At 64.9% G+C, this 18,135-nt stretch carries 17 protein-coding genes and 2 tRNA genes; 2 read left to right on the plus strand and 17 right to left on the minus strand.

Annotation, left to right across the window (positions count from 1 at the left end; all coding sequences use genetic code 11):
- Positions 1 to 26 precede the first annotated feature (26 nt).
- The 8 genes from ispC to rnr form a co-directional block, all read right to left on the minus strand.
- Positions 27 to 1,217, minus strand: a complete 1,191-nt coding sequence (gene ispC / locus GTZ97_RS12555) for a 1-deoxy-D-xylulose-5-phosphate reductoisomerase (protein WP_161650989.1) — start codon at positions 1,215 to 1,217, stop codon at positions 27 to 29.
- 7 nt (positions 1,218 to 1,224) lie between these two features.
- Complete coding sequence (locus GTZ97_RS12560) at positions 1,225 to 2,151, minus strand: phosphatidate cytidylyltransferase (RefSeq protein WP_161651083.1); 927 nt, start codon at positions 2,149 to 2,151, stop codon at positions 1,225 to 1,227.
- Complete coding sequence (gene uppS / locus GTZ97_RS12565) at positions 2,151 to 2,924, minus strand: polyprenyl diphosphate synthase (protein ID WP_161650990.1); 774 nt, start codon at positions 2,922 to 2,924, stop codon at positions 2,151 to 2,153. The genes GTZ97_RS12560 and uppS overlap by 1 nt, the downstream gene beginning before the upstream one ends.
- 94 nt (positions 2,925 to 3,018) lie before the next feature.
- Positions 3,019 to 3,579: a ribosome recycling factor gene (gene frr / locus GTZ97_RS12570; RefSeq protein ID WP_161650991.1), complete on the minus strand. Its 561-nt coding sequence runs from the start codon at positions 3,577 to 3,579 to the stop codon at positions 3,019 to 3,021.
- Positions 3,580 to 3,651: 72 nt separating this feature from the next.
- Positions 3,652 to 4,362 carry a UMP kinase gene (gene pyrH, locus GTZ97_RS12575; protein WP_161650992.1) on the minus strand — a complete coding sequence of 237 codons (711 nt, stop codon included), beginning with the start codon at positions 4,360 to 4,362 and terminating at the stop codon, positions 3,652 to 3,654.
- Between the two features lie 100 nt (positions 4,363 to 4,462).
- Complete coding sequence (tsf, locus tag GTZ97_RS12580) at positions 4,463 to 5,359, minus strand: translation elongation factor Ts (protein ID WP_161650993.1); 897 nt, start codon at positions 5,357 to 5,359, stop codon at positions 4,463 to 4,465.
- Positions 5,360 to 5,465: 106 nt separating this feature from the next.
- Complete coding sequence (gene rpsB / locus GTZ97_RS12585; RefSeq protein ID WP_161650994.1) at positions 5,466 to 6,209, minus strand: 30S ribosomal protein S2; 744 nt, start codon at positions 6,207 to 6,209, stop codon at positions 5,466 to 5,468.
- A gap of 131 nt (positions 6,210 to 6,340) precedes the next feature.
- Entirely contained in the window at positions 6,341 to 8,659 is a 2,319-nt protein-coding gene (gene rnr, locus GTZ97_RS12590) for a ribonuclease R (protein WP_161651084.1), read from the minus strand.
- Positions 8,660 to 8,790: 131 nt separating this feature from the next.
- Here rnr and GTZ97_RS12595 point away from each other — a divergent pair.
- Positions 8,791 to 8,875, plus strand: a tRNA-Leu gene (locus GTZ97_RS12595).
- Positions 8,876 to 9,175: 300 nt separating this feature from the next.
- Positions 9,176 to 9,260: transfer RNA gene (locus tag GTZ97_RS12600), tRNA-Leu, on the plus strand.
- 103 nt (positions 9,261 to 9,363) lie between these two features.
- On the opposite strand, the gene GTZ97_RS12605 is transcribed toward GTZ97_RS12600, so the two are convergent.
- The 9 genes from GTZ97_RS12605 to der form a co-directional block, all read right to left on the minus strand.
- Positions 9,364 to 9,888: a phosphoribosyltransferase gene (locus GTZ97_RS12605; protein ID WP_161650995.1), complete on the minus strand. Its 525-nt coding sequence runs from the start codon at positions 9,886 to 9,888 to the stop codon at positions 9,364 to 9,366.
- Positions 9,889 to 9,935: 47 nt separating this feature from the next.
- Positions 9,936 to 11,291 carry an adenylosuccinate synthase gene (locus GTZ97_RS12610; protein WP_161650996.1) on the minus strand — a complete coding sequence of 452 codons (1,356 nt, stop codon included), beginning with the start codon at positions 11,289 to 11,291 and terminating at the stop codon, positions 9,936 to 9,938.
- Positions 11,292 to 11,327: 36 nt separating this feature from the next.
- Positions 11,328 to 12,521 carry an ATP phosphoribosyltransferase regulatory subunit gene (locus GTZ97_RS12615; RefSeq protein ID WP_161650997.1) on the minus strand — a complete coding sequence of 398 codons (1,194 nt, stop codon included), beginning with the start codon at positions 12,519 to 12,521 and terminating at the stop codon, positions 11,328 to 11,330.
- 97 nt (positions 12,522 to 12,618) lie between these two features.
- Positions 12,619 to 12,813 carry a DUF2065 domain-containing protein gene (locus tag GTZ97_RS12620; RefSeq protein ID WP_161650998.1) on the minus strand — a complete coding sequence of 65 codons (195 nt, stop codon included), beginning with the start codon at positions 12,811 to 12,813 and terminating at the stop codon, positions 12,619 to 12,621.
- Between the two features lie 24 nt (positions 12,814 to 12,837).
- Positions 12,838 to 13,716: a protease modulator HflC gene (gene hflC, locus GTZ97_RS12625; protein ID WP_161650999.1), complete on the minus strand. Its 879-nt coding sequence runs from the start codon at positions 13,714 to 13,716 to the stop codon at positions 12,838 to 12,840.
- Between the two features lie 23 nt (positions 13,717 to 13,739).
- Positions 13,740 to 14,930 carry an FtsH protease activity modulator HflK gene (gene hflK, locus GTZ97_RS12630; protein ID WP_236651209.1) on the minus strand — a complete coding sequence of 397 codons (1,191 nt, stop codon included), beginning with the start codon at positions 14,928 to 14,930 and terminating at the stop codon, positions 13,740 to 13,742.
- 173 nt (positions 14,931 to 15,103) lie between these two features.
- On the minus strand, positions 15,104 to 16,324 hold the full coding sequence (gene hflX / locus GTZ97_RS12635) for a GTPase HflX (protein WP_201748284.1): 1,221 nt from the start codon (positions 16,322 to 16,324) through the stop codon (positions 15,104 to 15,106).
- A gap of 62 nt (positions 16,325 to 16,386) precedes the next feature.
- Positions 16,387 to 16,626 carry an RNA chaperone Hfq gene (gene hfq, locus GTZ97_RS12640; RefSeq protein WP_161651001.1) on the minus strand — a complete coding sequence of 80 codons (240 nt, stop codon included), beginning with the start codon at positions 16,624 to 16,626 and terminating at the stop codon, positions 16,387 to 16,389.
- Positions 16,627 to 16,788: 162 nt separating this feature from the next.
- Positions 16,789 to 18,132, minus strand: a complete 1,344-nt coding sequence (gene der / locus GTZ97_RS12645) for a ribosome biogenesis GTPase Der (RefSeq protein WP_161651002.1) — start codon at positions 18,130 to 18,132, stop codon at positions 16,789 to 16,791.
- Positions 18,133 to 18,135: the final 3 nt, after the last annotated feature.

Below are 18,135 nucleotides of genomic sequence, written 5' to 3' on the forward strand. Positions count from 1 at the left end.
TCCTTGCATCCAGAGCCGCGCGCGCATCATGCCGTCAGCGACCGCACGACGCCCTCCGCACAGACCCGGGCCCGCGCGTCCAGTTCCAGCAGGCCCGCCACGGAGTCTGCCACGCCCGGCTCGGGCAAGCAGCCTGACAGGGTCGCATGGTTGACCGCATGGATCTGATCGAAACGGATCCGCCGGGCCAAAAAGGCGGCAACAGCCACCTCATTGGCAGCGTTGAGCACACAGGTGCTGCCTTCAGGGCCGCCCAGGGTGTCCCAGGCCAACTGGAGGCCGGGGTAGCGCTGGGGGCAAGGCGCCTCGAACGTCAGCGCTGCGGTGCGCGTCAGGTCGAGCAGATCCGCGCCCGACGTGATGCGCTCCGGCCAGGACAGACCATAAGCGATGGGCACGCGCATGTCCGGCGTGCCCAACTGGGCGAGCACGGATCGATCGCGGCAGACCACCATCGAGTGGATGATGCTCTGCGGATGAAGCACCACCTTGATCTGCGCGGGCGCGAGCCCGAACAGCCAGCGCGCCTCGATTACCTCCAGCGCCTTGTTCATCATCGTGGCCGAATCGACCGAGATCTTGCGGCCCATCACCCAGTTCGGGTGGGCGCAGGCTTCATCGGGCGTGATCGACGCGAAGCTGGCCGGATCGCGCTGACGGAAAGGTCCGCCCGAAGCGGTCAGCACGATGTGGTCGATGCGCTGGGACCAGGTCTGCGGGTCTTCCGGCAGGCACTGAAAGATGGCCGAATGCTCGCTGTCGATGGGCAGCAGCGTGGCCCCGCCTTCGGCGACGGCCGACATGAACAACCGACCTCCAACTACCAGCGCTTCTTTGTTGGCCAGCAACAGGCGCTTGCCGGCGCGTGCCGCCGCCAGGCAGGGATTCAGGCCCGCCGCTCCCACGATGGCGCCCATCACCACGTCCACATCCGGATGGGACGCAAGCTCGCACAGCGCAGCCTCACCCGACAGGACCTCGGTGGCCAGACCTGCCTCGCGCAAACGGGCGCGCAATGCGACCGCCTCCGGCTCGGCCGACAGCGCCGCGTATCGGGGGCGCCACTGAACACACTGGCCGAACAGTTCGTCGACCCGTGAACCCGCGGTCAGCGCAAACACCTCGAAACGCTCTGGATGGCGCGACAACACGTCCAGCGTGTTGCCACCGATGGAGCCGGTGGCGCCCAGAACACAGACCCGCTGCAACGGCTTCATGACACGCTCATCCATGACACAAGGTCATCACGGCCAGACTCAGGGGCAGCACGGGCAGCAAGGCATCGACGCGGTCCAGCACCCCACCGTGCCCGGGCAGCAACTGGCTGCTGTCCTTGACACCAGCCTGACGCTTGACGAGCGACTCGACCAGATCGCCGGCCACGCTCATGCCTGTCAAAGCCGCCAACGCGAGTGCCGCGCCCAGCGGACCGAGCCCCGTCCAGAGCCGGCTGTACAGACTGGGGCCGTCAGCCACGGCCGCATGGCGATCCACCCACACCCACAGCGCGGCGAGCACCGCGACCGTCAGCATGCCGGCGATCACACCTTCCCAACTCTTGCCCGGGCTGATGGACGGCGCCAGTTTGCGTTTGCCAAAGGCCCGCCCGCCAAAATAGGCACCGATGTCGGCGGCCCAGACCAGGCAGAACACGGACAGCAGAAAGTTCAGGCCCTGGCTGCGACCTTCTACCAACGCCAGCCACGCCATCACCAGGATCAGCACCCCCACCAGCCTGCGCAGGACCTGCGGCACGGCCAGCCAATGGGCGGTGCCCCAGCGCAGCATGGCCCCGCCTCCAGGCACCCAGATCAGGGCAGCCAGCCACCAGACCCACCCAGGCACCAGAAAGCCCACGGGCGGCTCGCCCCAGGTGTGCGTGTGTGGCTCGCTGAGCGCCGAGCCCGAGGGCTGCGCAGACCAGACCGGCAAAGCCAACTGTGCCGCCGCATAAAGCGCGCCGCCGACGACAGCGGCCGCCAGCACCCAGGCCCGCCAGCCAGGCGCCCCGTTCAGTCTCGACCACTCCCAGCCCGCTGCGGCCACAAACACCAGCGTGAGCAAGGCAAAGGGCCAGGCCGCTTCGGCAGCCAGCGCAGGCAGCAGGATGGCCACCAACACCAACGCGGTGATCACGCGCTGCTTGAGCATCATCGGTCTCCTTGCTCGACGGGCGACTCGCCCAAGCCCACCGCCGCGTCGCCCTGACCGGAGGCGCCCACGTCACCGAAGCGACGTTCGCGGCCGGCGTAGTCGCGTAGCGCCCGGTCCAGCTCACCGTCGTCAAAATCCGGCCACAGACAGTCCGTGAAGTACAGCTCGGCGTACGCACTCTGCCACAGCAGGAAGTTCGACAGACGCACCTCGCCACCGGTGCGGATGAAGAGATCCGGATCCGGCGTGTCGGCCATGGCCATGTGGCGCGACAGCGTCGCCTCATCCAGCGCCTCAGGCGCAACCCCAGCCCTCATGGCACGGCGGCAAGCCTGCACGATGTCCCAACGGCCGCCGTAGTTGAAGGCCACCGTCAGTGTGAGGCGGCTGTTGTGGGCCGTGGCCTGCTCTGCCTCGCGCAGCGCGTGGTGGATGCGCTCGGAAACGCTGTCCAGATCGCCGATCACCCGCACGCGCACGCCGTCGGCCGACAGGCGCGCGAGATGCTTGGACAAGGCCACCAGCAGCAGGCTCATGAGCCCCGACACCTCTTCTTCCGGCCGCTTCCAGTTCTCGGAAGAAAAGGCAAAGACCGTCAGATAGGGGATGCCCCGAGCCGCGGTGGCCTGCACCACCTTGACCAAAGCGTCCACGCCCGCACGGTGCCCCATGCCGCGAGGCATGAAGCGCTTGCGCGCCCAGCGGCCGTTGCCGTCCATGACGATGGCCACATGCCGGGGAAGAGAGTCGTGAGAGCGTTCGGACGTCATGCTGGATAGCGGGGGCCTTGAAAACAAAACGAGGCGGTCTGTCCCGCCTCGCATCGTGCACATGGCACGCGATTATGACAAAGCGCCAGCGCGCTCAGATGGCCATGATCTCGGCTTCTTTGGCCTGAACCAGCTTGTCCACCTCGGCGATCGTTCGGTCGGTGAGCTTCTGCACCTCGTCTTGAGAGCGACGCTCGTCGTCTTCGGTGATCAGCTTGTCCTTGAGCAGCTTCTTGGCTTGCTCGTTGGCATCACGGCGCAGGTTGCGCACGGCGACCTTGGCATCCTCGCCGGCGCCCTTGACGACCTTGGTGAGTTCCTTGCGGCGCTCCTCCGTCAGCGGCGGCATCGGCACACGGATCAGGTCACCCTGCGTGGCTGGGTTCAGACCGAGATCCGACTCGCGAATGGCCTTCTCGATCTTCTGCCCCATGCCCTTTTCCCAGGGTTGGACGCTGATCGTGCGGGCGTCCATGAGGGCCACATTCGCCACCTGGCTGATGGGCACCATGGAGCCGTAGTACTCGACCTGCACCTGATCCAGGATGCCGGGATGGGCCCGACCCGTGCGGATCTTGCTCAGCTCGCTCTTGAAAGCCTCAATCGACTTGAGCATTTTCTGCTCGGCGTTTTTCTTGATGTCTGCAATGCTCATGGCAAAACTCCGTGGCTCGGATGATGTCATCCACAACGCGTCGGCACATGGCTGCGCCGACAACCATCGCTGTCAAACGTGGACCAGCGTCCCCTCGTCCTCGCCCATCACGACGCGCTTGAGCGCGCCCTGCTTGAAGATCGAGAAGACCTTCAGCGGCAGATTCTGGTCGCGGCACAGCGCGAAGGCCGTCGCGTCCAGCACCTGCAAGTTCTTGATCAGCGCCTCATCGAAGGTGATCGAGGCATAGCGCGTGGCAGACGGGTCCTTCTTGGGATCAGCCGTGTACACACCGTCCACCTTGGTGGCCTTGAGCATGATCTCGGCACCAATCTCGGCACCGCGCAAGGCGGCAGCCGTGTCAGTGGTGAAGAAGGGGTTACCGGTGCCCGCGGCGAACACCACGACCTTGCCCTCTTCGAGGTATTGCAGCGCCTTCGGGCGCACATACGGCTCGACCACCTGGTCGATGCTGATGGCCGACATGACACGCGCCGTCATGCCTTCCTGGCGCATGGTATCGGCCAGCGCCAGCGAGTTCATCACGGTGGCCAGCATGCCCATGTAATCGGCCGTGGCTCGGTCCATGCCGACCGAGCCGCCTGCAACACCGCGGAAGATGTTGCCGCCACCGATCACGACGGCCACCTGAACGCCCAGTGCCGTCACCTCCTGCACTTCCCGGACGATGCGCACGATCGTGGCGCGGTTGATGCCATAGGCATCGTCGCCCATCAGGGCTTCACCAGAGAGTTTCAACAGGATGCGCTTGTAGGCGGCCATGGGTGTCCTTGTGGCTGGGGGGGCAGGATGGAAGATCTTAAGGGAGCGGGTACGGCACACAGCACAAGGGGGCCGAAGCCCCCTTGTCTGTCGCGCTGGATCACTGACCCTTCGCGGCGGCCATCGTGGCAGCCACTTCGGCGGCGAAGTCGTCCTGCTTCTTCTCGATGCCTTCGCCCACCACGTACATCGTGAACGACTTGACTTCGGTGTTGGCCGACTTCAGGTACTGCTCGACGGTCTGCTTGCCGTCGGCGGCCTTCACGAAGACCTGGTTGAAAAGCGAGACTTCCTTCAGGTACTTCTGAACAGCGCCTTCGATCATCTTGGCGGCGATGTCGGCGGGCTTGCCCGACTCGGCGGCCTTGGCAGTGGCCACATTGCGCTCGGTTTCGATCAGCGCAGCAGGCACGTCGGCAGCCGACAGCGACACAGGCTTCATGGCGGCGATGTGCATGGCCACGTCCTTGGCAGCCACAGCGTCGCCGGCGTGCTCGACGATCACGCCAATGCGCGAACCGTGCAGGTAGGCGGCCAGGTTGCCACCGCCCTCGTAGCGCTTGAAGCGACGGATGGACATGTTCTCGCCGATCTTGCCGATCAGACCCTTACGCACTTCTTCCACGGTGGGGCCAAAACCGTCTTGCGACAGCGGCAACGCACCGATGGCGGCGACGTCAGCGGGATTGTTCTGGGCGATCAGTTCGGCCACCGACTTGGCGAAGGCCAGGAACGACTCGTTCTTGGAGACGAAGTCGGTTTCGCAGTTGATCTCGACCAGGGCGCCGGTCGAGCCGTTCACGAAGGCCGACACAACGCCTTCGGCGGTCACGCGCGAAGCGGCCTTCGAGGCCTTGCTGCCCAGCTTGACGCGCAGGATCTCTTCAGCCTTGGCCATGTCGCCATCGGCCTCGGTCAGGGCCTTCTTGCACTCCATCATCGGCGCGTCGGTCTTGGCGCGCAGTTCGGAAACCATGCTGGCGGTGATTGCGGGCATTTGTATTCTCCGTATGAGGCCGCGCCACGGGCGCAACCATTCAAGTTCAGACTCTGTTGAAAAAAAGGGGCTGATGCACAGCCCCTTCTTGCCTGGTGAGGCGGAATCAGGCGGCTTCGTTCACTTCAACGAACTCGTCGTCGCCAGCGGCAGCAGCGACCACATCATTGACGGCGTTGGCCTTGCCTTCCAGGATGGCGTCAGCCACGGCCTTGGCATACAGGGCCACGGCCTTGGACGAGTCGTCGTTACCGGGGATGACGTAATCAATGCCTTCGGGCGAGTGGTTGGTGTCGACCACGCCGATCACGGGGATGCCCAGCTTCTTGGCTTCAGCGATGGCAATCTTGTGATAGCCGACATCGATCACGAACAGGGCGTCCGGCAGGGCGTTCATGTCCTGGATACCGCCGATGTCCTTCTCGAGCTTGGCCAGCTCGCGTTGGAACAGCAGGCCTTCCTTTTTCTTCAGGCCGTCCAGACCGGCTTCAACCTGGACTTGCATGTCCTTGAGCTTCTTCAGCGAACCCTTGACGGTCTTGAAGTTGGTCAGCATGCCACCCAGCCAACGCTGGTTCACGAAGGGCACGCCAGCGCGGCCAGCTTCTTCGGCGATGATGTCACGGGCTTGGCGCTTGGTGCCAACCATCATGACGGTGCCGCGGCGAGCCGACAGCTGCTTGATGAACTTGAGCGCTTCTTCCAGCTTGGGCTGGGTCTTCTCAAGGTTGATGATGTGGATCTTGTTGCGATGGCCGAAGATGAACGGGGCCATCTTGGGGTTCCAGAAGCGGGTTTGGTGACCGAAATGGACACCGGCTTCCAGCATTTCGCGCATGGACACAGACATGTGTAGCTCCAGAGGTTGGGTCTGAGAACCCGCATTGATCACGTGTGTGACACCTTGGACTGCGGGCTCTGGGTTTCAGAAAAACGTTTGCACTCAGGCAAACCCTGAGAATATAGCACGAAAACGCGCATTCACCGCTTGCCGCGCGCGCTCTTGCGGCTGGCTGCCGGCTTGCCACCCCCGCCCTTGCGGCGCGCGCCGGTGCCAGCCGGCCCGGCGCTCTTGGTGCTGCTGGCGCCACGGCTTTCCTCGCGCGCCCCACGTGCGCCCGCCGAGCGCTTGACCATCCGATCGGCCTCACGGATCTCGGCGAGTTCGTCCTGGGCGGACCAGGTGTCCTGGCCGGCCGACTTGCCCTTGCGTCGCGACGGAGACGCACTACCTGCCCGCCCTTCCGACGACTCCGGCACCATGCGGAAGTCGATCTTGCGCGTGTCCAGATCCACTCGGCTGACCTGCACCCGCACCCGCGCCCCGATGCCATAGCGCACACCGGTGCGTTCACCACGCAATTCCTGTCGCACTTCGTCAAAGCGGTAGTACTCGCCACCCAGCTCGGTGACGTGGATCAGACCCTCCACATACAGGCCGTCGAGCTGCACGAACAGCCCGAACGACGTGGCCGCGGTCACGGTGCCGGCATACTCCTCGCCCAGACGCTCGCGCATGAACATGCATTTCAGCCAGGCCTCAACGTCGCGCGAGGCTTCATCGGCGCGGCGCTCGTTGGCGCTGCAGTGGATGCCCGCGGTTTCCCAGGCCTGCGCCTCAGCGGGTGGCAGCTTGCCCTTGGCCGCCTTAATCACGGCCTTGTCCAGCCCCTGGGTCACCAGCCCCTTGCTGCCCGGCTTGCGGAAGGTGCCCACGGACGACACGACCGAAGGCGGCAACGCCAGTTTGTAGCGCTCACGCCCCAGCAAGGCCTTGATCACGCGGTGGACGAGCAGATCCGGGTAGCGTCGGATCGGGCTGGTGAAGTGTGTGTAGGCTTCATAAGCCAGCCCGAAGTGTCCTGCGTTGACAGGCGTATACACCGCCTGCTGCATCGAACGCAGCAGCATGGTGTGGATCTGGGTGGCATCCGGCCGGTCCTTGGTGGCCTGCGCGATCGCCTGGAAATCGCCCGGACGTGGCTCCTCACCGAGACTCAAACCCAGGCCCAGCGCCTTGAGGTAGTTCTTCAGCGTCTCGCGCTTCTCGGGCGTCGGGCCCTCGTGCACGCGATACAAGGACGGATGCCGCGCGCGCAAGATGAAGTCAGCCGAGCACACGTTGGCGGCCAGCATGCACTCTTCGATCAGACGGTGCGCCTCGGTGCGCACGCGCGGCACGATCTTCGCGATGCGCCCGTTGTCGTCACAGACGATCTGTGTCTCGGTGGTGTCGAAGTCCACCGCGCCTCGCTGCGTGCGCCCCTTGAGCAGCGCGCGGTAGACCTCGTGCAGATGCAGCAGATGCGGCACCAACGCCTCGCGGCGCACGGCCTCGGGCCCGCGCGTGTTACCGAGGATGGCGGCCACCTCGGTGTAGGTGAAGCGGGCATGCGAATGCATCACGGCCGGATAGAACTGGTAGGCGTGGATCTCGCCCTCGTGCGTGATGACCATGTCGCAGACCATGCACAGCCGGTCCACGTCCGGGTTAAGCGAGCACAGGCCGTTGGACAGCTTCTCGGGCAGCATCGGGATGACGCGACGGGGGAAGTAGACCGAGGTGGCACGCTCGTAGGCGTCGCGATCCAGCGCCTCGCCCGGCTTCACGTAGTGGCTCACATCCGCGATGGCCACCAGCAAACGCCAGCCGTTGGGCGCCTTCGAGCGTCCGACCGTGACCGGCTCGCAATAGACGGCATCATCGAAATCGCGGGCATCCTCGCCATCGATGGTCACCAGGGCGACATCGGTCAGGTCGACCCGGTTGCGCTTGTCGACCGGACGGACCTTCTCGGGCAGCTTCTGCGCTTGCGCCAGCGTGTCTTCGGCAAACTGGTGCGGCACCTCGTACTTGCGCACCGCGATCTCGATTTCCATACCGGGATCATCGATCTCGCCCAGCACCTCGACCACCTTGCCGACGGGCTGCGCGTGCAGTGTGGGCGGCTCGGTCAGCTGCACCACCACCACCTGCCCCGGCTGAGCCTTGCCCGTCCCCTTGGCGGGCACCAGCACGTCCTGCCCGTAGCGTCGATCCTCTGGCGCCACGAGCCAGACACCGCCCTCATGCAGCAAGCGCCCGATCAGAGTGGTGGAGCGCCGCTCCAGGATGTCGAGCACCAGCCCCTCCGGGCGCCCCTTGCGGTCGAAGCGCACCACGCGCACCTTGACACGGTCACGGTGCATCACGGCGCGCATCTCCTGCGGCGAGAGGTAGACCGATGCGGCGCCGTCATCGGACAACACAAAGCCGTGTCCGTCGCGGTGGCCCTGCACGGTGCCGTCGATTTCGCTCATCAGGCTGACGGCCAGTTGGGGAGTACTTGTCATGTTGTTTATTTTGATGCTATAGTTGCGGTCTTCGCTGATGCACGAGACAAGAAATTTTCTTGTAGAGATTTCTTGAAATGCAGGCGGACAAAGTACCTGCCCAGGTGGCGGAATTGGTAGACGCACTAGTTTCAGGTACTAGCGGGTAACTCCGTGGAGGTTCGAGTCCTCTCCTGGGCACCAAGATGAAAGCCGGCAGACCACAGTCTGTCGGCTTTTTTTCTGTTCGGATGGGCCGCACGGGCCATGGTCGGGTCACCACGACAGGGTACATCACCCAGGGGCTTGTGCTGCATGAAAAACCCGCCGCACAAGCGAGATGCCCTCCCCCATCAACCCATGGGTGCAGACGCATGTCGCCCCCACCCCACACCGGTGATGCATTTGCGCAAAAAACGCAGGCCGCCCGGCGAATGACGGAAATCATGCTACAGTAGCGGTCTTGGTTGATGCAGCGCAGCGCAAAAACCAACAAGAGTACCTGCCCAGGTGGCGGAATTGGTAGACGCACTAGTTTCAGGTACTAGCGGGTAACTCCGTGGAGGTTCGAGTCCTCTCCTGGGCACCAAATGAAAAAGCCGACAGACATCGTCTGTCGGCTTTTTTCTTGTGTGCGCGTCATCAAGCGCATCATCAAAAACGGGCCCTGAGGGCCCGTGCTTGGCATGCCATCAAAGGCCCTGATGGCGCTTCAACAAAGCGTCCGGGCGCAGCGTGTCGTACTCTTCAAACGGCTGATGGATCCACGGGCTCGTGGGCAAGGTGTCCACGTAGTAGTCCGGCGTGTAGCTCGACACCCCCTTGACCCACAGCACGGCCGAGCGCAGCTCGGTGATGGCCGGCATGGCGCGCAGGCGATCCACCACCGCGCGCAGGGTGACGCCCGAATCAGCCAGATCGTCGACCAGCAACACGCGGCCAGCCAGCTCGCCCTTGGGCATGGTGATGTACTTGGCCATGTCCAGGCGCCCCTGCAGGGTGCCGCCTTCGTCACGGTAGGAACTGGTGGACATGATGCCCAGCGGTCGATCAAAGATGCGCGACAGCACATCGCCCGGGCGCATGCCGCCGCGGGCCAGGCACAAGATCTGGTCGAACTCCCAACCCGAAGCGTGGACCTGCAATGCCAGCTTTTCAATGAGCCGGTGATACTCGTCCCAGGATACGTAGAGGTGTTTGCCGTCGTCGGTCAGCATCGGTCGATACTCCTTGTGTGCTGTGCGCTTCGTGCCCTGTCCTGCTCTCAGCCCTTGTAGGGGTGACGCAGCAGAATGGTGTGATCGCGGTCAGGGCCGGTCGAGACCATGTCGATCGGCGCACCAATCAGGCGCTCGACACACTCCAGGTAGGCGCGCGCATTGGCCGGCAACTGATCCCAGGCCGTCAGGCCGAAAGTGGTGCCTTCCCAGCCTGGGAAGGTCTCATAGATCGGCTCGCAGGCCACGATGTCATCTGCGTCCAGCGGCAGGATGTCGATCGTCTCGCCGCGCAGCTTGTAGCCGGTGCAGACCTTGATCTCCGACAGGCCGTCGAGCACGTCCAGCTTGGTCAGGCAGATGCCCGAGATGCCGTTGATCAGCACCGAGCGCTTGAGCGCAGCGGCATCGAGCCAGCCACAGCGACGGGCACGGCCAGTGACGGTGCCGCGCTCCTGGCCAACGGTGGACAGGTGATGACCCACGGTCCCAGGGGTATCCCAGTCGAGCTCGGTGGGGAACGGGCCGCTGCCCACGCGCGTGGTGTAGGCCTTGGTGATACCCAGGATGTAGTGCAGCTTGTCGGGGCCGACACCCGAACCCGCGGCGGCATTGCCAGCCACGCAGTTCGACGAGGTCACATACGGATAGGTGCCGTGATCGATGTCCAGCAGCGTGCCTTGTGCGCCTTCGAACAGGACCGAGCCACCTGCGACGTTGTGGGCGTGGATCTTCACCCCGACGTCGGCCAGCATGGGCAGGATCTGTTCGGCGGCTTTCATGGCCTGATCAAAGATGGGCTGGAACTCAAGCGCGCCGCCCTTGAGGTAGCCAGTCAGGGCAAAGTTGTGCAGGTCCAGCAACTCCTTGAGCTTCTTCGCGAAGCGGTCGGGATGCTTGAGATCCTGCACGCGCAGCGCACGGCGGGCCACCTTGTCTTCATAGGCCGGGCCGATGCCCTTGCCTGTGGTGCCGATCTTGCCGGAGCCGCTGGTCTCGCGCAGGGCTTCGCGGGCCTTGTCGACCTCAACGTGGAAAGGCAGGATCAGCGGGCACGATTCGCTGATGAACAGGCGCGAGCGCACGTCCAGACCGGCATCTTCCAGGCGCTGGATCTCGGACAGCAGGTGGGTAGGGTCCACCACCACGCCGTTGCCGATGTAGCAGGCCACGCCTTCGCGCATGATGCCCGAGGGGATCAGCTGGAGCGCCGTCTTCTTGCCGTTGATGACCAGGGTGTGGCCCGCGTTGTGGCCACCCTGAAAGCGGACCACCGCTGCGGCATGGTCGGTCAGCCAGTCGACGACCTTGCCCTTGCCTTCGTCACCCCACTGGGTGCCGACCACCACGACGTTGCGGGCGGAAAGGTTGCCGGCGCGGGCCGACGCAGTTGTGCTTTGCATGGCGAATTCCTGTTTCGAGATACAAGGCCCCGGCGCTCAGAGCGCACGCAGGGTCCAGCGCCCATTGATCAATGCGAGCTCGCGGTCGCAATCGAATTCCTGGACGTCGTGTTCGTGTCCGGGCAGCACGCACACCACCGTGTGGCCCTGCCCTCTGAGTTCCCGGACGGCCTGGCGCAGGGCCGGGTCCTGCCCCCACGGCGCGCGAATGGCCTGGCGCACGGCAAGACCGACACGCGAGGCCAGCAGCTCGGCCAACACCTTGAGGTCCAGGCTGAAGCCCACGGCGGGACGGCGGCGGCCGAAGACGGCCCCTACTTCGTCGTAGCGCCCCCCGCGCACCAGGGCGTCGGCATGGCCGGCCGCATAGATGGCGAAACGGGTGCCGCTGTAGTAAGCGTAGCCGCTGAGGTCGGAAAGATCGAAGCCCACGCTCAGACCCTCGCGTGATGCCGCCAGACCGGCGGCCAACGCAGCCAGATCGGCCAGCGCCGCATCGACCAGCGGATGGGCCGGAAGCAGCTCGCGCGCGCGGGCGAGCACATCGCTGCCACCGTAGAGCGTGGTCAGGGCCACCAGCGTGTCGGCAGCATGGGCAACGTTGCCGAAGGCCCCCGCCCGACCAAGGTCGCGCAGCGCCGCCACGTCCTTGCTTGTCAGCGCAGCCACAACGGCTGCATGGGCGGACGCCCCCAGCTCGAGACCGAGACCGCCCAACACGCCTTCGATCAGGCGCACATCGGCCAGATCAACGACGAGACCCTGCCCAAGCCCGCTGTCCTGCAACCCTTGCAGCGCAAGTTCGGCCACTTCCAGATCGGCTTCGAGGCCGGCATGACCGTAGATCTCGGCCCCCAGTTGCAGCGGCTCACGGCTGGCGTGAGGGCTGGCGGGGCGGGTGTGCAACACCGGGCCGCAGTAGCACAGGCGGGTGACGCCTGCACGGTTGAGCAGATGGGCGTCGATGCGCGCCACCTGGGGCGTGGCATCGGCACGCAGGCCGAGCGTGCGACCGCTGAGCTGGTCGACCAGCTTGAAGGTCTTGAGGTCGAGCGCGTGACCCGTGCCGGACAGCAGCGACTCGATGTGCTCGAGCATGGGCGGCATCACCAGCTCGTAGCCATAACTGCGAGCGGCGTCCAGCCACACGCGGCGCAGCTCCTCCACGCGACGAGCCTGCGCAGGCAAGACATCGGCAATGTGCTCTGGCAACAGCCAAGCAGACGACATACAAAAAGCGAGGGGGGTTAAAACCGCCATTCTACCGGGGGAATGGCGCGGGTCGGGTGCTTGCACGCACCCGACCTCCGAGACGGGCGACCGGATATCAGGTCGAACCGCCGAACACCCAGAGCAGCGTGAGCCCCAGGCACATGCTGACCAGCCCGAACGTGCGCAACTGCTGGTCGCTCAACTGCAGGATCTGCTCGAACATCCGGCGCCAACCTGATGGATTGAGGGCCGGCAACAGCCCTTCGAGCACCAGAAACAGCGCCAGGGCCAGCCAGAGCACGTCGCTCATCGGTACTGCCGCGTGTCAGGTGGATCAGCGTGGCGAGGCGCCTGCGCCGCGCATGGCGCGGAAGAAGTCGCTCGACGGGTCGACCACCATCACGTCCGATTTGCTGCGGAATGTGGTGCGGTAAGCCTCCAGACTGCGGTAGAACTGCGCAAACTGCGGGTCGCGTCCAAAGGCTTCTGCGTACATGGCCGAGGCCTTGGCGTCGCCTTCACCCTTGATCTTCTGTGCATCGCGGTAAGCCTCGGCCACGATGATCTCGCGCTGCCGGTCGGCATCCGCGCGAATCTTTTCGCCCTCGGCCGCGCCGGTCGAGCGCAGCTCGTTGGCCACGCGCTTGCGCTCGGACTCCATGCGGCGGTAGACCGACTCGGTGATGTTGGCCGAGAAGTCCACCCGTTTGATGCGCACGTCGACAATCTCAATGCCGAAGTTCTTGGCGTCGTCCGCCAGGCGAGCCAGCACGCCGCGCATCACGCGCTCACGCTCGGTCGACAGCACAGCGGTGACCGTGCGGCGGGTCACCTCTTCGTTGAGCGCTGCCTGCACGATGGGCGACAGGCGCAACTCGGCATTGCGGATGTCGACCCCGTTGTTGCGGATGAACTGGCGGGGTTCGGTGATACGCCACTTGATCAGCCAGTCCATCACGAGGCTCTTCTTCTCAGCCGTGAAGATGGGGCGGGGATCAGGGCTGTCGAGTGTCTGGATGCGGCGATCGAGGAAGACGACGTTCTGGAACGGCGCGGGCGCCTTGAACTTCAGTCCAGGCTCACTGACCACGTCCTTGATCTCGCCCAGGGCATAGACGACGGCAAACTGGCGCTGATCCACCACGTACAGCGTGGACGAGGCCACGAAGAACAGAAGCAGCGCGCCGATGAGGAAGGTTCCGATGCGATTCATGTCAGGGGTTCCTTGCGTGGGCTTCAGCGGGCATCGCGGTCACGGCTGCGCGAGCCGTCACGGGAGCGCGGATCAAGCGTACCGACGCCGCCGAGGGTGGCGCCATTGCCGGTCGGCGCAGCCACGGGCTCGGCCGCGGCCGCCGATGCGGCGGGAGCCACGCCACTGGCCTGGAGCAGCTTGTCGAGCGGCAGGTACAGCAGGTTGCTGCCCTGGCGTGAGTCGACCATCACCTTGGTCACGTTGCTGTAGACCTGCTGCATGGTGTCGATGTACATGCGGTCGCGCATCACAGCCGGGGCCTTCTGGTACTCGACCAGCACCGCCTTGAAGCGTTGGGCATCACCCTCTGCCTGGGCCACCACACGCGCAGAGTAGCCGGCGGCCTCTTCACGCAGGCGGGCGGCCGTACCCTGTGCCTTCGGGATCACCTCGTTGGCGTAGGCCTGGCCTTCGTTCTTCAGGCGTTCGCGGTCAGCGCCGGCCTTCACGGCATCGTCGAACGCCGCCTGAACCTGCTCGGGCGCCTGTACGCTCTGCACGTTCACGTTGGAGATCAGAACACCCGCCTTCACTTTGTCAAGCTGAGCCTGGATGGACTTCACCAACTGCGCGGCGATGGCGTCGCGCTGCTCGTACAGCACCGAATCCATGGGGCTGTTGCCGACGATCTCGCGCACGGCCGACTCGGCCGCCTGCACCACGGCCTCGTCGGGGCTGCGGTTCTCGAACAGGTAGTTCTTGGCGTCAGACAAGCGGTACTGCACCGTGAAGCGAATGTCGACGATGTTCTCGTCGCGCGTCAGCATGAAGCTTTCGCGCAGACCGGTGGTCTGCACCACCGCGTTGCTGCCGACCTCGACCGAGCGCAGTTGCGTCAGATTGACGGTTTCGTGCTGCTGGATCGGATAGGGCGCGCGCCATTTGAAACCCGCTTCGGAGGTGTGGCTGAAGCGGCCGAAGGTCAGCACAACGGCCTGCTGCCCTTCCTGCACGATGTAGAAGCCGCTGCCCAGCCAGATCAACCCCACCAGCCCCAGCACCACCCCGATGCCGATGCCTGCACTGCGGGGGTCAGGCGTCATGCTGCCGCCAGGCCCCTGGTCGCCACTGCCGCCGCCGTCCTTGCCGGAGAACACGCCGCTGAGCTTGCGGTTGAAGTCGCGCCACAGTTCGTCCAGATCGGGCGGGCCATCGTTGCGGTTGTTGTACATGGGTTCACCGCCCGCGGCGCCGGGCACCCGCTGCTGTGCGGACGAGACCAGCACCCAGCCAGCTCGACGCACAACGCCAGCCGCCAGTTGGGCCGCCAGGACCACCGCACGCAGTACCGCCGGGACAGATTTCACAGACGGGTCGCCCGAGGAAGGTGAAGACATGTTCATGTTCAGACGGGAGGTAAGAAGGACCCGCCGCCCGACGCGGGCGGCAAGCCGTTGGAATTGTGCCTGTCAAAACGCGGATCGGCCGGCCCTGTTGGCGTGTCCGCACGGTTCAAACGGTCAACAGCGATCTCTGCAATCAGGTCGCGCAGCGCCTGCAGGCCACTGCCGTCCAGCGCGCTGACGAACACACGCGGACAGACACGATGCGTCGGCAGTTCGAAGACATCACGCTCGTGTCGCGGGCGCTGATGGGGCGGCAACAGGTCGACCTTGTTGAAGACCAGCACCTGCGTGACGTCACCGGCACCAATGTCCTGCAGCACCTTGAGCACTTCAGCAAGCTGCTCTTCCAGCACGGGGCTGGCTGCGTCGACCACGTGCAGCAGCACGTCGGCCTCGGCGGCTTCAAGCAAAGTGGCCTCGAATGCCTCGACCAGCGTGTGCGGCAGGTCGCGGATGAAACCCACCGTGTCAGACACAGTGACGCTACGGCCCACGGCCTGCAGGTAGAGCTGGCGGGTGGTGGTATCAAGCGTCGCGAACAACTGGTCGGCCGCGTAGGTGCCGGCCTTGGTCAGGGCATTGAACAGCGTGGACTTGCCGGCGTTGGTGTAGCCGACCAACGAGACGCGGAAGGTGCCGGTGCGTTCGCGCGAGCGACGCTGGGTGTGACGCTGGCGCTTGACCTTGCCCAGTCGCTCCTTGAGCGACTTGATCTTTTGCTCGATCATGCGGCGGTCGAGCTCGATCTGAGTTTCGCCCGGGCCGCCACGATGGCCGACACCACCACGTTGGCGTTCCAAGTGGCTCCAACGGCGCACAAGCCGGGTAGACAGGTATTCAAGGCGAGCCAGTTCGACCTGCAGCTTGCCCTCATGGCTGCGGGCGCGCGCGCCGAAGATTTCGAGGATGAGGCCAGTGCGGTCGAGCACCTCGACGCCCAGATGGCGCTCGAGGTTGCGCTGCTGGGCAGGCGACAAGGCCTGATCGAAGATCACGCCATGGGCCTGGTAGAGCGTGATGAGCTCCTTGATTTCGTCGGCCTTGCCGGAGCCGACGAACAAAGCCGGGTCTGGCGCCCGGCGTTTGGCCGTGACGCGCGCCACGGGCTGGTCGCCGGCGGACTCGGCCAGCAGCGCGAGCTCGTCCAGCGTCGGGTCGAATGCGCTGCCAGGCCCAAAGTCCACGCCGACCAGCACGACGCGGGGGTCATCCGGATGCAGGGCAGCGCCGGCGGCCGGAGAAGAAGCGCCGGGCTCGGCGCGCGGGGAGGAACGGGGTGAGGTCACCCTTCGGAGGATTCGCTGGCGTGGAAGTTGACGGCACGGCCTGGCACGACCGTGGAAATGGCGTGCTTGTAGACCATCTGGGTGACCGTGTTGCGCAGCAGCACAACGTACTGGTCAAACGACTCGATGTGACCCTGCAGCTTGATGCCGTTGACCAGATAGATGGACACCGGCACGTGCTCGCGGCGCAGCAGGTTCAGGAAGGGGTCTTGTAGGAGTTGCCCTTTGTTGCTCACGATATGCTCCGTGTTGAAAAGTTTTCAGACGCGCCACCTTAACACAGTCAAGCTGGCGTTGACCTGCAGCGCCACGTAAACCCATGTATAGCTGGCTGAATGACACGGCAAGCCGGCGGAACGCGTGCTCCCCGCGCGCTTGGGCGCACGGGGAGCACCCCGTCAGGCAGACTTGTCGTCGAACGGGTTGTGGCCCGACTTCAGCTCGATGCGCAACGGCGTGCCGCTGAGCTTGAAGTGCTCGCGAAAGCGACCTTCGAGGTAGCGCTTGTAGGCGTCGGTGACGTGCTCCAAGGCGTTGCCGTGGATCACGATGATGGGCGGATTCTGGCCGCCCTGGTGGGCGTAGCGCAGTTTGGGGCGCACGGTGCCAGCCCGCTTGGGCTGCTGATAGGCCACGGCCTCGGCCAGCAGGCGCGTGAGCACCGGTGTGGTCATCTTGCGTGTGGCCGACGACCACGCATCCGAGATGGCCTTCCACAGGGGGCCGAGGCCCTGGCGCTTGATCGCCGAAATGTGCAGGATGGGCGCGAACTTCAGGAAGGACAGGCGGTGCTCGATCGAGCGCTGCAGCATCTCGCGCTGGTAGCTGTCGACCGCGTCCCATTTGTTGACGGCGATGACCACGGCGCGGCCGGTTTCAAGGATGTAGCCGGCAATGTGGGCATCCTGTTCACTGATGCCCTGCGTGGCATCGACCAGCAACAGCACCACATTGGCATCCGAGATGGCCTGCAGTGTCTTGACCACCGAGAACTTCTCGATGGCCTCGAACACCCTGCCCTTGCGGCGCAGGCCCGCCGTGTCGATCAGTTCGAAGCGCTGGCCGTTGCGCTCGAACGGCACGCTGATGGCGTCGCGCGTCGTGCCGGGCATGTCGAAGGCCACGAGGCGCTCTTCGCCCAACCAGGTGTTGATCAGCGTCGACTTGCCCACGTTGGGCCGCCCGGCCACCGCCAGGCGGATGGGACGCTCGGCCGAGCCGTCGGCCAGTTCGTCATCGTCTTCCGGCTCAGGGATGTCTTCGAGCGCCAGCTCAAGCACGCCCCGGATGCCCTGCCCGTGCGCCGCCGAGACGGCCAGCGGCTCGCCGATGCCGAGCTCGTGGAACTCGGCCAGTTGCGGCGCATCCTGCATGCCCTCAGCCTTGTTGGCCACCAGCAGCACCTTCTTGCGCGAGGCTCGCAGGTAGTTGGCGATGTCGTGATCCTGGGCGGACAGGCCGTTGCGGGCATCGACCACAAAGATCACCACGTCGGCTTCGGCCACAGCCTGACGGGTCTGCTTGGCCATCTCCTTGAAGATGCCGTCCTTGCAGTCCGGCTCGAAGCCGCCCGTGTCGACCACGATGAACGCGCGCTGGCCCAGCCGACCCTCGCCATAGTGGCGGTCACGGGTCAGGCCGGCAAAGTCGGCGACGATGGCGTCGCGCGATTTGGTCAGACGGTTGAAGAACGTCGATTTGCCGACGTTGGGGCGTCCGACCAGCGCAATAACAGGTTTCATGAA

This window comes from Aquabacterium fontiphilum, assembly GCF_009909205.1.
In the GTDB taxonomy this organism is placed as follows: domain Bacteria; phylum Pseudomonadota; class Gammaproteobacteria; order Burkholderiales; family Burkholderiaceae_C; genus Aquabacterium; species Aquabacterium fontiphilum.

Excerpts from the sequence above, each read along its gene's own strand:
- ispC (WP_161650989.1), bottom strand. The coding sequence starts at position 1,217 with ATGAAGCCGTTGCAGCGGGTCTGTGTTCTGGGCGCCACCGGCTCCATC.
- GTZ97_RS12560 (WP_161651083.1), bottom strand. The coding sequence starts at position 2,151 with ATGCTCAAGCAGCGCGTGATCACCGCGTTGGTGTTGGTGGCCATCCTG.
- uppS (WP_161650990.1), bottom strand. The coding sequence starts at position 2,924 with ATGACGTCCGAACGCTCTCACGACTCTCTTCCCCGGCATGTGGCCATC.
- frr (WP_161650991.1), bottom strand. The coding sequence starts at position 3,579 with ATGAGCATTGCAGACATCAAGAAAAACGCCGAGCAGAAAATGCTCAAG.
- pyrH (WP_161650992.1), bottom strand. The coding sequence starts at position 4,362 with ATGGCCGCCTACAAGCGCATCCTGTTGAAACTCTCTGGTGAAGCCCTG.
- tsf (WP_161650993.1), bottom strand. The coding sequence starts at position 5,359 with ATGCCCGCAATCACCGCCAGCATGGTTTCCGAACTGCGCGCCAAGACC.
- rpsB (WP_161650994.1), bottom strand. The coding sequence starts at position 6,209 with ATGTCTGTGTCCATGCGCGAAATGCTGGAAGCCGGTGTCCATTTCGGT.
- rnr (WP_161651084.1), bottom strand. The coding sequence starts at position 8,659 with ATGAGCGAAATCGACGGCACCGTGCAGGGCCACCGCGACGGACACGGC.
- GTZ97_RS12605 (WP_161650995.1), bottom strand. The coding sequence starts at position 9,888 with ATGCTGACCGACGACGGCAAACACCTCTACGTATCCTGGGACGAGTAT.
- GTZ97_RS12610 (WP_161650996.1), bottom strand. The coding sequence starts at position 11,291 with ATGCAAAGCACAACTGCGTCGGCCCGCGCCGGCAACCTTTCCGCCCGC.
- GTZ97_RS12615 (WP_161650997.1), bottom strand. The coding sequence starts at position 12,521 with ATGTCGTCTGCTTGGCTGTTGCCAGAGCACATTGCCGATGTCTTGCCT.
- GTZ97_RS12620 (WP_161650998.1), bottom strand. The coding sequence starts at position 12,813 with ATGAGCGACGTGCTCTGGCTGGCCCTGGCGCTGTTTCTGGTGCTCGAA.
- hflC (WP_161650999.1), bottom strand. The coding sequence starts at position 13,716 with ATGAATCGCATCGGAACCTTCCTCATCGGCGCGCTGCTTCTGTTCTTC.
- hflK (WP_236651209.1), bottom strand. The coding sequence starts at position 14,930 with ATGTACAACAACCGCAACGATGGCCCGCCCGATCTGGACGAACTGTGG.
- der (WP_161651002.1), bottom strand. The coding sequence starts at position 18,132 with ATGAAACCTGTTATTGCGCTGGTCGGACGCCCCAACGTCGGCAAATCG.